Here is a 14152-nt window from a genome sequence, read left to right as displayed (position 1 = left end):
CGCATATGAACGTCTGCAACCCAGAAAAATCGTCCTGGAGACCCCGATAGTGTCGACCGCAACTACCCGCTCGCCCTTTTTTGGCACGATGCAGAAAATCCCCGGTGGATTGATGCTGGTGCCGCTGATCCTGGGTTCCCTGATCGGCACCTTTGCCCCCGATGCGCTCGCCATCGGCGGCTTCACCACTGCACTCTTCAAGAACAGCGCACTGCCGCTGATCGCGCTGCTGATCTTCGCAACCGGCACGCACGTCAACGCCCGCACGGGCGGTCCCATCCTGGCCACCGCCGGCACCATCCTGCTGATGAAGACGCTGGTGCCCGCCACCCTCATCATCATCCTGGGCAGCTACGTCGGTCTTGACGGCCTGTGGGGCGTGTCGATCCTGGCGATGCTCGCCGCCTTCGACAACAGCAACGGCGGCCTGTGGCTGGCCTACACCGGCCAGTACGGCGATGCCCGCGATCGCGGCGCCTACGTGGCCAGCGCGGTCAACGACGGCCCCTTCTTCAGCCTGCTGTTCCTGGGCGCGTCGGGCCTTGCCGACATTCCGATGATCGCCCTGGTGGCCGCGCTGGTGCCCTTCCTGCTGGGCGTGGTCGTGGGCAACCTGGACCCGAAGTGGCGCGACGTGCTCAAGCCCGTGCCAAATATCGTCATCCCGTTCTTCGCCTTTGCCCTGGGCACCGGCATCAATCTGGGCGCGGTCGTCAGCGGCGGCATCAGCGGTCTGATCCTGGGCCTGATCATCAGCCCCATCACCGGCGGTCTGGTCTACCTGGGCTACCGCCTGATCCTGCGCCGCGGCGGCAAGAGCGGCCTAGGCTTTGCGGCCGGCACGACCGCCGGCAACGCCATCGCCACGCCCGCCGTGGTCGCGGCAGCCGACCCCAACTTCCAGCAATACGTGTCGGCTGCCACCGCGCAGGTCGCGGCCTGCGTGCTGATCAGTTCCATTCTGGCCCCGGTGCTGGCATCCTGGTTCCTCAAGCGCGCCGGTGAGCTCAAGTCCGAGGACGCCGATGCCACCGTTGCCCCGCCCCTGACCGAAGCCCGCGGAGAGGCCTTGTGAAACCCGCCATCGCCATCGTCGCCGACGACCTGACCGGATCCGGCGACACCGCCGTGCAATTCGTGCGGGCTGGCTGGTGCACGCACCTGTCCATCGGCGGCGCGGACGAGGCCCTGGCCGGTCCCGCGCACGACGACGTCGAGGTGCTGGCCGTCACGACCAACAGCCGGGCGTTCAGCGCCGCCGATGCCGCCGACGTCATCGGCCGCAACGTGCGGCAATTGCGTGAAGCCGGCGTGTCGCGCCTGTACAAGAAGGTCGATTCGACCCTGCGCGGTGCCTTCAAGGCCGAGATCGACGCGGCGCGCGACGCCTGGCGCGACGACGCCATCGCGGTGGTCTGCCCCGCCTTTCCGGCCACGGGCCGCACGGTCGAGCAAGGCATTCTGTATGTGAACGGCAAGCCGGTCACCGAGACCTCGGCGGCCACCGACCCCGTGACGCCGGTAACCGAAAGCCATATTCCGACCTTGCTCGGCAGCGCCCACGTGGCGCCGCTGGCGGACGACACGCCTGAAACGCTGGCCGCGCGCATCGCGCAGGCCGGCGCCACCGTGGTGGTCGATGCCGCCACCGATGACGACCTGGAACGGCTGGCGCGCGCTGTCGGACTGCTGGGCGAGCGCGCCCTGCCCGTGGGCGCGGGCGGACTGGCCGTGCCGCTTGCCCGCGTGTGGGCAGGCGCCGACCAGACCGCGCCTGTCGTGGTCGTGGTGACCTCGCAGCACAGCGCCGCGCGCGGCCAGGCCGCCGCGCTGCAGGCTGCGGGCGCCGACACCTGGCGCCCGTCGCTCGAGCAACTTGCTGACGACGCGCAATGGCAGGCATGGAGCCAGCCGCTGCTGCAGGCGCACGCGCAGGCCCCGCTGGAAGCCGGCACGATTCTGCTGCTGGCCCCAGAAGGCCAGCGCGCCGGCCTGGATTCCGACAAGGTCGCCGACCGCCTCGGCAGCCTGGCCGCGCAATTGATTGCCGCCTCGCGCGCGGCCGGCGTGGTCGCCACCGGCGGCGATGGCGCGCGCAGCGTACTGTTGGCGCTGCAAGCCAACGGCATCGCGCTGGTGGACGAAGTGATGGGCGGCGTGCCTCTGGGCACGCTGACCGGAGGCACGGCCGCAGGCCTGCCCGTGGTGACCAAGGCCGGCGGCTTTGGCACCGAAGACGTACTGGTTCGCGCGGTGCGCGCGATCCGCGACAGGAGATTCAAGCGATGACACAAACCCCTCCCGCGAAGCTGCCCCTCTTGGCTGTGACCTTGGGCGACGTAGCGGGCATCGGGCCGGAAATCACGGCCAAGATGCTCATGGGCCACGACGAACTGCGCCAGAAGGCGCGCCTCTTCGTGGTCGGCGATGCAGACGTCATGGCCAATGCGGTGCGCAATCTGGGCGCCGACCCTGCCATCGTGCGCAAGATCGAGCGCCCGGCCGACGCGACCAACACCCCGGGCCTGATCGAAGTCCTGCAGGCCGGCCCGTCGCTGGCGCACGTGAAGCTGGGCGAGATCAGCGCGGACGCCGGCGACGGCTCGGTCCGCTTTGTCACGACGGCCTGCGCCCTGGCGCGCGCCGGCGAGATCGACGGCATCGTCACCGCTCCGCTGAACAAGGCCGCCATGCACGCCGCCGGCCACAAGTGGCCCGGCCACACCGAACTGCTGGCACATGAGTTCGGCGTCAAGACGTTCTCGCTGGTGCTGTCGGCCGGCGACCTCTACATCTTCCACGCCACGACGCACGTGTCGCTGCGCCAGGCCATCGAAGACGTGAACCCAGCCCGCATGCGCGCCGTGCTGCGGCTGGCCGGCTCGTTCGCCACCGCGCTGGGCCGTGCCGACGAACCCGTGGCGGTCGCGGGCCTGAACCCGCACGCCGGTGAGAACGGCATCTTCGGCAGCGAAGACGCCGACATCCTGGCGCCCGCCGTGGCCGAAGCCAACGCCGCCGGCATCCTGGCCGCGGGTCCCATCCCGGCCGACGCGCTGTTCCCGCAGGCCGTGCGCGGCAAGTGGAAGTTCGTGATCGCCTGTTACCACGACCAGGGCCACGCGCCCTTCAAGTCCGTGTACGGCGACGACGGCGTCAACATCACCGTGGGCCTGCCGGTCGTGCGCGTGTCCGTGGACCACGGCACCGCGTTCGACATTGCCGGCAAGGGCATCGCGCGCGAAGACAGCCTGATCCTGGCCGCCGAGCGCGCCGCGCATCTGGCCCCGGGCTGGACGCATGTATGGGAAACTGCGCGGGCACAAACCGGAGGTTGATTCCCATGGCGCCCGCCACGCACGACGCATTGCCCGATCTTGACCGCGCGGGAGACATCCCGCTGCACGCCCAGGTGGCGTCGCGGTTGCGCGGATACATCCGCACGAACAAGCTCGCGGCAGGCGCCGTGCTGCCCAGCGAGGCGGCGCTTTGCGACCGCTTCGGCGTGGCGCGCAGCGTGGTGCGCCAGGCCCTGGCGGCGCTGGCCGCCGAGGGTCTCATTCAACGCGAGACCGGCCGTCCCGCCACCGTGGCGGCGCCGCAGGAACACCGCCGCCTGGTACAGCGGTCCACCGGTCTTTACGAACAGTTCGCCCAATCAGGTGTCGCGCTGCGCACGCGCGTGCTGGCGCTGGGCCCGGCCGAGCCGCCCGCCGACGTAGCCGAGTTCTTCGGCACCACCCGCCTGTTATTGCTGGAACGCCTGCGCCACGTGGCCGAAGCGCCGCTGGCCTACGTGCGCACCTGGCTGCCCGCCGACGCGGTGCTGGGCCTCGTCGCCGACCATCTGGCCGACGCCTCCCTGCACGGCGTGCTGACGCGGCAGTTCGGCCTGCGCCCCGGCGCGGGGCGCAACCAGATCCGCGCCGTCGCGGCCGACGACAAGCTCGCCAGGCTGCTCGACACGCAGACCGGCACGCCGCTGCTGATGCTGCAAGGCCAGGGCATGGACCAGCACGGCAAACCCCTGGAATGGTTCACCACCTGGCACCGCGCCGAACAACTGGTGTTCGACGTGGACGTCAGCATGGGACACGAAAGCGTGCAGCCGCGGCTGCATGACCCCGCCCCGGAACCGCAGGCGCCGGTCAACGGACACGATCCGCTGGCGCGCGCCCAGGCGCTGGTGGCGGAGCTGTCGGCGGAACTGGAACGCTTGCGCGGGCAGTCCTGAACCACGGAACGCGGGCTGGAAACAAATCGGGGCGGCATATTGCCGCCCCGATTTTTTTTGATGCGCTCAGCGCACCATGCAAGGCCGCTTGTTGTCGAACTTCCAACCCGGCACCAGATACTGCATCGCCGTGGCATCGTCGCGCGCGCCCAGGCCATGCTGAAGGTAGAGCTGATGCGCGCGTTCAATCGCGTCCATGTCCAGCTCGATGCCCAGTCCGCCGGTCTGCGGCAGTTCGACGTAGCCGTTGCGGATCTGCAGCGGGTTGCGGGTCAGGTGCTGGCCGTCCTGCCAGATCCAGTGCGTGTCGATCGCGGTGACGCGGCCCGGCGCGGCGGCGCCCACGTGCGTGAACATCGCCAGCGACACATCGAAGTGATTGTTGGAATGCGAGCCCCACGTCAGGCCGAACGCCTGGCACGTCTGGGCCACGCGCACCGAACCTTGCAGGGTCCAGAAATGCGGATCGGCCAGCGGAATGTCGACCGACTGCAGCGACAGCGCATGTGCCATTTCGCGCCAGTCGGTGGCGACCATGTTGGTGGCGGTGGGCAGGCCGGTGGCGCGGCGGAACTCGGCCATGACCTCACGGCCGGAAAACACGCCTTCGGCGCCGCACGGGTCTTCGGCATAGGCCATCACGCCGTGCAGGTCGCGGCACAGACGCACGGCGTCCTTGAGCAGCCAGCCGCCGTTCGGGTCGAGCGTGACGCGCGCTTCGGGGAAGCGCTCGTGCAGGGCGCGGATGGCTTCGACCTCTTCTTCGCCGCGCAAAACGCCGCCCTTCAACTTGAAGTCCTGAAAGCCATAGCGGTCATGAGCGGCTTCGGCCAAGCGGACGATGGCCTCGGGCGTCATGGCCTTTTCGTGCCGCACGCGCAGCCAGCCGTCGGCGTCGGGCGCCGTCTGGTAAGGCAGCGGCGTAAGCGACGAGTCGCCCACGTAGAACAGGTATCCCAGCATCTGCACGGAGGTGCGCTGCACGCCTTCGCCCAGCAGCGCGGCCACGGGAACGCCCAGGTGCTGGCCCAGCAGGTCCAGCAACGCAGACTCCACCGCCGTCACGGCATGGATCGCCACGCGCAGGTCGAAGGTCTGGGCGCCGCGGCCCGCGCTGTCCAGACCGGCGAAGGCCTGGCGCATCTGGTTCAGCGTGTGCTGGTAGTTGCCGATGGAGCTGCCCGCGATGAGGGCGCGCGCGTCTTCCAGCGTGGCGCGGATCTTTTCGCCGCCAGGCACTTCGCCGACGCCGGTGTTGCCCGCGCTGTCGGTCAGGATGACCAGGTTGCGCGTGAAGTAAGGCGCGTGGGCGCCGCTCAGGTTGAGCAGCATGGAGTCCTGGCCGGCGACCGGCACGACGCGCATGCCAGTAATCGTGGGCGTCTGGGAGGCTTGCGATGCGTGAAGAGTCATGATTGCTTCTAGAAAATGCCCGGCCGGCGGGGCCGGGCGCGTTGCGTCATTGCACGGAGATGCCGCCGGTCTCGATGACCTGCTTCCAGCGGGCGCTTTCCTGCTGCTGGAACTTGGTGAAGGCTTCGGGCGAGTTGGCGACGACCTCCAGGCCGATGTCGGTGAAGGGCTTGCTGAGCGCCGGATCCTTCAGCGCGGCGGTCAGGGCGGCGGACAGCTTGTCGCGCACGTCGGCGGGCAGGTTCTTGGGCGCCACGACGGCCTGCCAGGCATAGACGTCGACGCCGGGCACCGAGACTTCGGCGAACGTGGGCACGTCGGGCAGCACGGGCGAGCGCTTGGAACCGGTAACGGCGATGGCCTTGAGCTTACCGGACTTGATATGCGGCAGCACGGCGTTCACGTTCTGGAACGACATGTCCACCTGGTTGCCCAGCAGATCGGAAATGGCGGGCGCGCCGCCCTTGTAGGGCACATGCAGGCCCTTGGTGCCGGTCTTCTGCCAGAAGAGTTCGGCGGTCAGGTGGTCGGACGAGCCCGCGCCGGAGGTCGCGAAACTGATCGCGCCCGGCTTGTCCTTCAGCAGCTTCAGCACGTCTTGCACGCTGTTGACCTGGGGCGCGAGCTTGGGGCTGACCACCAGCACATTGGGCGTCTGCACGGCCACGGTGAGATACGTGAAATCCTTGGCCGGATCGTAGGTGATGCCCTTCATCAGGTGCGGGGCCACGACCAGCGGGGCCAGCGAGGTGACCATCAGGGTGTAGCCGTCCGGCGCGGCGCGGGCCACCTGCGACGCGCCGATGGTGCCGGTGGCGCCCGCCTTGTTTTCCACGACGAAGGATTGCTTGAGCTGTTCGCCCAGCTTGTTGGACAGCGCGCGCGCCACCGAGTCGGTTGCGCCGCCGGGCGGGAATGGGACGACGACGGTGACGGCCTTGTCAGGCCAGGCCTGCGCCGCGCCTGCGGCGGCCATCAGGGTCAATCCAAGCATCCACTTGCGCGCATTGGTCTTCATTACTGTCTCCGGATTGGATTCTTTTATTTACGTTAACGTTAACATTTCCTTTGTTAACGTTAACATGACGGCTTTTTTAGAATATTTCGGGGCGCCGACGGTTCGCCATCCGGACAAACCCTGACACCATCTGGCCCGCAAGGCGTGCGTCTGCGGTTAGGCTTGACGCCAATTGCACCCCGCCGTTTTCGACTCCCTTTTTGATGCACCCGCCCCGCATGCCGTCCGCCGACTCCCCTTCCCGCTCCCCGGAGCGCGCCAACGTCACCGTGCGCGAGGTGGCGCAAGCGGCTGGGGTGTCGATGATTACCGTTTCGCGCGCCATCAACACGCCGCAGCAGGTCTCGCCCGCCACGCTGGACAAGGTCAACGCCGCGATCCAGGCGCTGGGCTATGTGCCCAACCTGATGGCCGGCAGCCTGCGCCTGTCGCGCAGCAACCTGGTGATGGTGCTGGTGCCCTCGATCGCCGGGTCGCTCTTTGGCGGGATGCTGACCGCGCTGACGCAGTCGCTCGAAGCCAAGGGCTTTCAACTCATGGTGGGCCAGAGCGGCTACGACTCGCCCCGCGAGGACGCGCTGCTGCGCGCCATCATCGGACGGCGCCCGGACGGCATCGTGCTGACGGGCGTGATGCACTCGCCGCAGGGCCGGCAGCTGCTCAAGGCATCGGGCATCCCCATCGTCGAAACATGGGATGCCACGGACGCCCCCATCGACATGCTGCTCAGCCTGTCGCACGAGGCGATCGGCGCGGCCGTCAGCCACTACCTGCGCGACGCGGGCAAGACGCGGCAGGCGGTGCTGAGCGGCGACGACCACCGCGCCCGGCTGCGCGCCGAAAGCCTGGTTCGCGCGGCGCTGGAATCGGGCCTGCCCGAACCGTTGGTGCACTACATGCCCGCGCCGACAACGCACGCGCAAGGCCGCGAAGGGCTGCGCGCGCTGCAGCGTTCGGGCCAAGGCATCGACGCGGTGTTTTGCAGTTCCGACATGATGGCGGCCGGCGTGCTGACCGAGGCCGCGGCGCAAGGGCTGGACGTGCCTGGGCAACTGGCGGTGATGGGCTTTGGCGACATGGACATCGCCGCGTCGATGTCTCCGGCCATCACCTCCGTGCACGTGGACGGCGCCGCGATCGGCGCGCAGGCGGCCGAGATGATCGGCTTGCGCGCCAACGGCCAGCTTCCCGCGCAGTCGGTGGTGGAAATCGGTTTTCGCATCGTGACGCGCGAGAGCGCGTAGGCGGGGCGCAGCAACGCACGGCGGCCACGGACACGGAACCACCGATCAGGTTTGGGCCATCGCACCGGGCAGGACATGAGAACCGCGTGCACGTCGCGCGCGCTTGTCGCAGCCTGGTCGCTACGGCAAAATGTTTGCCTTCCTTGCGCCTCGCCCGGCGCTGGCCCTTTCCATGACCGACTCCGCCCTCTTCGACCAGCACCGTTCCCGCCTTTATGGCATTGCCTATCGCATGCTGGGGGCCGTGGCAGAGGCCGAAGACGTCGTGCAGGAAGCGTGGCTGCGCTGGCACGACGCTGACCGCGCGGTCATCCAGAATCCCGAAGCATGGCTCGTCACGGTGACCACGCGCCTGTCGATCGACCGCTTGCGCGCTGTCAAGGCTGAACGCGAACACTACGTCGGGGTCTGGCTGCCGGAACCCATGCTGATGGCGACGCCCTCCACGCCCGAACAGATCCATGAGCAGGCGGACGATGTGTCGGTGGCGTTTCTGTTCATGCTGGAACGCCTGTCGCCCGATGCCCGCGCGGCGTTTCTCATGCGCGACGTGCTCGATGCGGACTACGAAGACATCGCGCAAACGCTGGACAAGAACCCGGCGGCCGTGCGCCAGATGGTGCGGCGCGCGCGCCAGCAACTGCGCCAGGGCGCGCCGCGCGAGGCCGTGCCGCGCGCGACGCTGCAGCGCCTGTTGCAGGCGTTTGCCGACGCGATGCAGCGCAGCGATTTCAACGGACTGCTTGCGCTCCTGAGCGACGACGCCGAACTGATCGGCGACGGCGGCGACAAGGTGACCGCGTTTGCCAGTCTGGTGGGCGGCAAGCGGCTGGCGCAGCTCTTTTATGCGGGCAAGCGCCGGTATCGCGACGCGCTGGATGTCCGGGTGGTGCAGGTGAACGGGCAATGGACCCTCTTGCGCTTCATCGACGGCGATCTCGAATCCGTGCAGTCTTACGAGACCGATGGCGAACGGCTGACGCGGGTGCTGGTGCAGCGAAATCCGGACAAGCTTGCGGGCGTTGCCGCGGCGCTCAAGCTTTCTTGATGCGCGCGGGTGGCGTGGAAGGGGAATTGCGCTGCATCGAGTTGCGGACTGGGTGGGTTTGCATGGGATTCGGCTGGGTTCTTGAGACGCCCGGCGCGGCGTGGGCCTGGGGCGGGCGGGGCTCCGATTGCGGTCCGGAGCCTTCGCTCCGGACTGCCCCGCGCTCAACCTCGTCCGCCTTCGGCTCCCTTCGGTTTCCGCCGGGCGCATCTAAACGCCCCGCCCACCCCAGGCCCACGCCACACCGGGCTCTGCCGTTGAATCTTGTCGGACAGCGGGGCGAGTTGGGTTCTTAAGGTTCTTGCATGCGACGGGGTGGAAGAGAAGCGTCTTGCGGGGCCCGCCCCCGGGCGGCCGCGCGGGCGGCCTTCGTGGGCTTACGCGGCGTCTTGCGTCGTGGCGATGGCGCTTCGCGTGTGGCTGCTTCCGCTCTTGGTGTCTGGAGTTACCAGGGTTCAGTGGACAGCCTATTTCCGCTTGCTATGTGCAGCTTCGAATTCATTCGGACTAACTCCGCCGAGGTAGCTGTGCCGTCGCACGGAATTGTAGAAATCATCAATGTACTCCGCCAAGCTCACTCGGGCAGCATCTCGATCAGAGTAGATATGCCTTTTGATGTGTTCCTTCTTCAGGCTGCTAAAGAAGGACTCGGCTACAGCGTTGTCCCAACAGTTTCCCCGCCTACTCATGCTCGGCTCAAGGTGATTGACCTTGCAAAAGCGCCGCCAAGCATCACTGCCATACTGAGTGCCTTGGTCTGAATGGATCAGCGTGCCCCGAGGACGTCGATGTCGTACGGCTTTGATCACAGCGTCTAAGACTAATTCTCGATGGATCGTTGGCTTTGTGGCCCAACCAATGACCTTTCTGGAAAAAAGATCCATAACTACGGCCAAGTAAAGCCATCCTTGCCACGTTCGAATGTAGGTGATGTCTGTCACCCAGGCCTCGTTGGGCTTCGAAACGGTAAATTTCCGCTGCAACAGGTTGGGGATCAGTGGTGATGGCTTGGGTGCCGGAATATGTCTTGTGCGATAACCATGCAACGCCCGCAAGCCGTTCTCTCTCATGAGTCGAGCCACTCGATGCTTACTGCACGTCTCTCCGCGTTCTCGCAAGTCTTGCAAGACGCGGGGAGCGCCGTAGATGCCATGGCTCGCCGTGAAAGAGGCACGAATCAAACGGAGAAGCCGAACGTCCTCCTGCGTCCGATCAGAAATTGGATCACTTAGCCAAGCGTAGTAGCCAGCACGCGCCACGCCAAGAACCCGGCACATAGCCGAAATGCTGTACTCGTCGCTATGGGCTTCAATGAACTTGTATGCTCGCCTTACTTTGCTTGGCGTCTTGTTCGCAGACATGGATCATCCCCAATCGGTTCAGATACTACTCTTGTCCACTGAACCCTGGTAACTCCAGTCTGACACCCTTGTGAGATTCGCTTCATACCAAGTTCATGTCCCAAGGGTGTCAGACACCGCCAGCGGCCCTGGCTACGCGCCGCCACTGGCGGCCTGATGCGTTGGTGCCTGGCAGGCAACACGGTGATCCCCTGTGCGTGCCTACCGCCTCGCGGGCCGCGCTTCTACGATGGACCTGTCATCACTCACACACGCAAGGACAGGCCATGTCTAAGACCACCAAGTTCGGATTGCCCTTCATCGCCGCGGCGGCGCTGCTCGGCCAGCCCGTTTACGCCGCCTCCCATCACGCATCGTCCGGCGCCACGGCCGCGGATCCCATCGTCACCGAACTGATGACCAAGGCCCTGCCGGACATTCCCGGCAAGGACGCGTTGATGCTCATCGTCGACTATCCGCCCGGCGGGGCCGATCCCATTCACCGCCACGATGCGTATGGTTTTGTCTATGTGCTGGAAGGCAGCATCGTCATGCAGGTCAAGGGCGGCAAGGAAGTCACGCTGACGCCCGGGCAAACCTTCTATGAAGGGCCGGACGACGTTCACACGGTGGGGCGTAATGCCAGCCAGACCCAGCCGGCCAAGTTCCTGGTCGTCCTCATCAAGAAGCAAGGCGCGCCCGCCCTGACCCCGGTCAAATAGGGACGCCCGGCACGCGGCGGGAGCCCTACGTCGCCCCGCCAGGCCTTCCCCTCGGGGGAAAGCCTTTTTTTTGCGCGTGATGTCACAAGATTGCAGGCTGCGCCGTCTTAGCTGTAGGATCAACCCACTTGCGGCGCCGCCACCATGTCGACACCCCACCCTGCCCCCTCGGAAACCGCTGCTTCGGCCGGACCGGACTCCCTGGCCGACAGCTTTGCCACCAGCTATGCCGGTGTCATGGCCTTCATCGCCGTCGCCGCCGAAGGCAATTTCGCCAAGGCGGGCGACCGGCTTGGCATCGGCCGCTCGGCCGTCAGCCGCAGCGTGCAGAAGCTTGAAGATCAGCTCGGCACGCGACTGTTCGTGCGCACCACGCGCAGCACGTCGCTCACGCCCGAGGGCCAGCGCTTCTACGAGCAATGCCACCCGGGGGTTGAACGCATCATCCAGGCGCTGGACGACATGCGCGACCTTCGCGAGGGCCCGCCGTCGGGCCAGTTACGCGTGTGCGCCACCGTGGGCTTCGGCCGCAAGATCGTCGCGCCGCTGTTGAAGGGATTTCGCGAGGCCAATCCGGGCATCTCGGTGGAGTTGCTGCTGGACGACGGCCCTACCGACTTCACGACCGACCGCGTGGACGTGTCCTTTCGCAACGGGCGCATGGAAGACAGCCAGGTGATTGCCAAGAAGGTGATCCCGATGCAGATGTTGCTGTGCGCGTCGCCAGCCTATGCCGCGCGCCACGGACTGCCCGCCAGCGTCGAGGACATCGCGGACCATGCTTGCGTGAATTTCAAGCTGGCGTCCGGCCGCGTGTTCGAATGGGAGTTCAAGGTGGGCGGACAGATGCGCAAGGTGGCGCCGCCCGGCATGCTGACCTTCAACGACGCGGACCTGGTGCTGCAATCGGTGCTGGACGGACACGGCATCGCGCAGATGGCGGCCTATCAGGTCTGCGACCATCTGCGGGCGGGCCGGCTGGTGGCCTGCCTGCCGCAATATGCGCCGGACGACCGCGGGCATTACCTGTGCTTTCTCAGCCGCCAGCACCTGCCGGTGCGCATGCGCGTGTTCATCGATTACATGACGGAGAACATACGCGCGATGGACCTGCAGATACTGGACAGCCTGCTGGTCAAGCCGGCGTGAAGCGCAAGGCAGCAAGGCGCGTGGAAAGGCGCCCCGGCAAGCGGCGCTATTGCGTCAGCGCGACGACGCTTTCGATGCCGCCCTGCGTCATCTTGGAATAAGGGCAGAGGCGCTCGGTGTTGCGCACCAGTTCTTCGGCAATGGCCTTGTCCAGGCCGGGCAGGTGAATGTTGACGTCCGCCTTCAGCGCAAACAGGCCATCGACGGGGTCGCGTCCGAACGCGATCGTGGCGGTAACCGAGGCGTCGGGAATGGACAGACCGGACCGCTGGGCCAGCATGCTGAGCGCACCGTGAAAGCAGGCTGCGTAACCGGCGGCAAAGAGCTGCTCGGGGTTGGTTCCGCCGCCCGTGCCGCCCAGTTCGACGGGCAACCGTAATTCCACAAGCAGTTCGCCGTCGTCCGAGATGGCGATGCCCGAGGCGCGGCCATGCGCGGCCTCCCCGCCCCGTACTGTCACGCTGGTGGTGTACAGGGGACGGAAGGCGCCGCCCCGGTACTTGTCCAGGAGGCTTTGGGGAGGAGGCCGCAGTTTGCTCATGTAGGTCCTTGTGACCGCCGCTACTTTCTTGCACCCGAACGGCTGAACCAGGTGTCAAAGCCGATCTTGCCCAGACGCGGGATGGTTCCCGGCACCAGTGTGCTGTCGTCCAGCAGCGCGCCGAAATAGCGCACGCCGGCGTCCGCGTGCACGGTGCGGGTGTCCCCGATTCTACTCATGTAGCGTTGGGCCAGTTCGGACAACCTGACCTTTTCCGGACCGGCGATCTCGACAATGCCGTTCACGGGCGCGCCCAACGTGGCGTCGGCCATGGCCAGCGCTACGTCGTCCGAGGCGATGGGCTGCACGTAGGCGGAGGACAGCCGCACCTCTTCGCCCTGCGTGCCGGACTGCACGATGCCGCCCAGGAACTCGAAGAACTGCGTGCTGTGCACGATGGTGTACGGAATGCCGGCGGCTTCGATCAGGTCTTCCTGCGCGATCTTGCCGCGGAAGTAGCCGCTTTCGGCCAGGCGGCGGGTGCCCACCACGGACAGCGCGACATGATGGCGCACGCCCGCGCGCTTTTCGGCGGCCAGCAGGTTGCGGCCGGAGGTCTGGAAGAATTCCAGGACGGCCTTGTCTTCGAAGGACGGCGAGTTGGCCACGTCGACCACGACCTCGACCCCGTCCAGGGCCGCGTCCAGGCCTTCGCCGGTGATGGTGTTCACGCCGGTGGCGGGCGAGGCGGCGATGGCCTCATGGCCGCGTTCGGCAAGCAGTTTGACGAGCTTGGAGCCGATCAGGCCCGTGCCGCCGATGACGAGGATTTTCATGATCGATCCTTAGTTGAATTGGGCCTTGTCCAGCCCATACGCCTTGTCGGCCGAGCCGGGCACGGTCTGGAATCCCACGTTCAGCCGGTTCCAGCCATTGATGGCCATGACGGCAAAGCTGAGGTCCGAGATTTCCTTTTCGGACAGTTCGCCGCGCACGCGCTCGTACACTTCGGTCGGCACGCCATGCACGCCCAGCGTGGTCAGCGCTTCGGTCCAGGCCAGGCAGGCGCGCTCGCGCGCCGAAAATTGATTGGATTCGCGCCAGATGGCGACATGGTGCAGGCGCAGTTCGCGCTCGCCGGCAAGCTTGGCCTGCTTGATGTGCATGTCCAGGCAGAAGCCGCAGCCGTTGATCTGCGAGGCGCGGATGTCGACCAGGTCAAGGATCGACTTTTCGATGGTGCCGGATTTGGCCAGCATGGTGAATTCGACAAACTTCTTGAACAGTTCCGGCGATTGGGCAAAGGCGTTGAGACGTGGGCTCATGATGGCTCCTGGGTGGGTTGGGCGCTTCCCGATCGGGTTGCCGGGCGCGGCGCTTGCTTGTTCGACGCCCAAATCGTAGGCCGGCCCGTCGGACCGCAGTAGCCCCGGCGCGGGGACCATGATGTTGCCGCAATGGCAACAATCGGCAGGCGCGGTCACGCCGACAATAGGCAGGCAA

The 14152-nt window shown here is 66.6% G+C and carries 13 protein-coding genes and 1 pseudogene; 8 read left to right on the top strand and 6 right to left on the bottom strand.

Translation table 11 applies throughout. The features are described 5' to 3' along the window. The first annotated feature begins 88 nt into the window (after positions 1–88). From FBY20_RS20995 to FBY20_RS20980, 4 genes are read left to right on the top strand one after another with little or no spacing between them, the layout of a single operon-like run. Positions 89–1075 (top strand): 2-keto-3-deoxygluconate permease, encoded by a 987-nt coding sequence (locus tag FBY20_RS20995; RefSeq protein ID WP_276558103.1) that lies wholly within the window; start codon positions 89–91, stop codon positions 1073–1075. After that, a complete protein-coding gene (dtnK, locus tag FBY20_RS20990; protein ID WP_142054395.1) occupies positions 1072–2289 on the top strand; it encodes a D-threonate kinase in 1218 nt (405 codons plus the stop codon). Before FBY20_RS20995 ends, dtnK begins: the two co-directional genes overlap by 4 nt. Next, a complete protein-coding gene (pdxA, locus tag FBY20_RS20985; RefSeq protein ID WP_056323631.1) occupies positions 2286–3338 on the top strand; it encodes a 4-hydroxythreonine-4-phosphate dehydrogenase PdxA in 1053 nt (350 codons plus the stop codon). Before dtnK ends, pdxA begins: the two co-directional genes overlap by 4 nt. Positions 3339–3343: 5 nt before the next feature. Continuing rightward, positions 3344–4234 (top strand): GntR family transcriptional regulator, encoded by an 891-nt coding sequence (locus FBY20_RS20980; protein WP_142054393.1) that lies wholly within the window; start codon positions 3344–3346, stop codon positions 4232–4234. Between the two features lie 66 nt (positions 4235–4300). Here the strand turns inward: FBY20_RS20980 and gudD are convergent, their stop codons facing one another. After that, entirely contained in the window at positions 4301–5647 is a 1347-nt protein-coding gene (gene gudD / locus FBY20_RS20975; RefSeq protein WP_056323626.1) for a glucarate dehydratase, read from the bottom strand. Positions 5648–5693: 46 nt separating this feature from the next. After that, complete coding sequence (locus FBY20_RS20970) at positions 5694–6665, bottom strand: tripartite tricarboxylate transporter substrate binding protein (RefSeq protein ID WP_142054391.1); 972 nt, start codon at positions 6663–6665, stop codon at positions 5694–5696. Positions 6666–6883: 218 nt separating this feature from the next. Between FBY20_RS20970 and FBY20_RS20965 the strand changes: the two genes are divergently transcribed. After that, entirely contained in the window at positions 6884–7909 is a 1026-nt protein-coding gene (locus FBY20_RS20965) for a LacI family DNA-binding transcriptional regulator (RefSeq protein ID WP_174245439.1), read from the top strand. 172 nt (positions 7910–8081) lie between these two features. Continuing rightward, entirely contained in the window at positions 8082–8957 is an 876-nt protein-coding gene (locus FBY20_RS20960; RefSeq protein ID WP_142054389.1) for an RNA polymerase sigma-70 factor, read from the top strand. Positions 8958–9424: 467 nt separating this feature from the next. Here the strand turns inward: FBY20_RS20960 and FBY20_RS20955 are convergent. Then, positions 9425–10288 (bottom strand): annotated as a pseudogene (locus FBY20_RS20955) (IS3 family transposase); the annotation flags it as partial. Positions 10289–10584: 296 nt separating this feature from the next. On the opposite strand from FBY20_RS20955, the gene FBY20_RS20950 reads away from it, so the two are divergent. Both FBY20_RS20950 and FBY20_RS20945 read left to right on the top strand, forming a co-directional pair. Then, positions 10585–11019, top strand: a complete 435-nt coding sequence (locus FBY20_RS20950) for a cupin domain-containing protein (protein WP_142054388.1) — start codon at positions 10585–10587, stop codon at positions 11017–11019. Positions 11020–11163: 144 nt separating this feature from the next. Further along, positions 11164–12168 (top strand): LysR family transcriptional regulator, encoded by a 1005-nt coding sequence (locus FBY20_RS20945; protein ID WP_142054387.1) that lies wholly within the window; start codon positions 11164–11166, stop codon positions 12166–12168. A gap of 46 nt (positions 12169–12214) precedes the next feature. On the opposite strand, the gene FBY20_RS20940 is transcribed toward FBY20_RS20945, so the two are convergent. From FBY20_RS20940 to FBY20_RS20930, 3 genes are read right to left on the bottom strand one after another with little or no spacing between them, the layout of a single operon-like run. Next, positions 12215–12709: an Ohr family peroxiredoxin gene (locus FBY20_RS20940; protein ID WP_142054385.1), complete on the bottom strand. Its 495-nt coding sequence runs from the start codon at positions 12707–12709 to the stop codon at positions 12215–12217. Positions 12710–12729: 20 nt separating this feature from the next. After that, a complete protein-coding gene (locus FBY20_RS20935; RefSeq protein WP_056323596.1) occupies positions 12730–13485 on the bottom strand; it encodes an SDR family oxidoreductase in 756 nt (251 codons plus the stop codon). Positions 13486–13494: 9 nt separating this feature from the next. Next, positions 13495–13974, bottom strand: a complete 480-nt coding sequence (locus FBY20_RS20930) for a carboxymuconolactone decarboxylase family protein (protein ID WP_142054383.1) — start codon at positions 13972–13974, stop codon at positions 13495–13497. Positions 13975–14152: the final 178 nt, after the last annotated feature.

The organism is Achromobacter sp. SLBN-14 (assembly GCF_006715415.1).
GTDB classification, from domain to species: domain Bacteria; phylum Pseudomonadota; class Gammaproteobacteria; order Burkholderiales; family Burkholderiaceae_B; genus Achromobacter; species Achromobacter mucicolens.
The sequence above is the reverse complement of the archived record's forward strand: the minus strand, read 5'-3'. Positions and strand labels throughout refer to the sequence as shown.

Coding starts and splice junctions, on each gene's coding strand:
- FBY20_RS20950 (WP_142054388.1), top strand. CDS start 10,585: ATGTCTAAGACCACCAAGTTCGGATTGCCCTTCATCGCCGCGGCGGCG.
- FBY20_RS20945 (WP_142054387.1), top strand. CDS start 11,164: ATGTCGACACCCCACCCTGCCCCCTCGGAAACCGCTGCTTCGGCCGGA.
- FBY20_RS20970 (WP_142054391.1), bottom strand. CDS start 6,665: ATGAAGACCAATGCGCGCAAGTGGATGCTTGGATTGACCCTGATGGCC.
- FBY20_RS20935 (WP_056323596.1), bottom strand. CDS start 13,485: ATGAAAATCCTCGTCATCGGCGGCACGGGCCTGATCGGCTCCAAGCTC.
- FBY20_RS20995 (WP_276558103.1), top strand. CDS start 89: ATGCAGAAAATCCCCGGTGGATTGATGCTGGTGCCGCTGATCCTGGGT.
- FBY20_RS20960 (WP_142054389.1), top strand. CDS start 8,082: ATGACCGACTCCGCCCTCTTCGACCAGCACCGTTCCCGCCTTTATGGC.
- FBY20_RS20940 (WP_142054385.1), bottom strand. CDS start 12,709: ATGAGCAAACTGCGGCCTCCTCCCCAAAGCCTCCTGGACAAGTACCGG.
- FBY20_RS20930 (WP_142054383.1), bottom strand. CDS start 13,974: ATGAGCCCACGTCTCAACGCCTTTGCCCAATCGCCGGAACTGTTCAAG.
- pdxA (WP_056323631.1), top strand. CDS start 2,286: ATGACACAAACCCCTCCCGCGAAGCTGCCCCTCTTGGCTGTGACCTTG.
- FBY20_RS20965 (WP_174245439.1), top strand. CDS start 6,884: ATGCCGTCCGCCGACTCCCCTTCCCGCTCCCCGGAGCGCGCCAACGTC.
- gudD (WP_056323626.1), bottom strand. CDS start 5,647: ATGACTCTTCACGCATCGCAAGCCTCCCAGACGCCCACGATTACTGGC.
- FBY20_RS20980 (WP_142054393.1), top strand. CDS start 3,344: ATGGCGCCCGCCACGCACGACGCATTGCCCGATCTTGACCGCGCGGGA.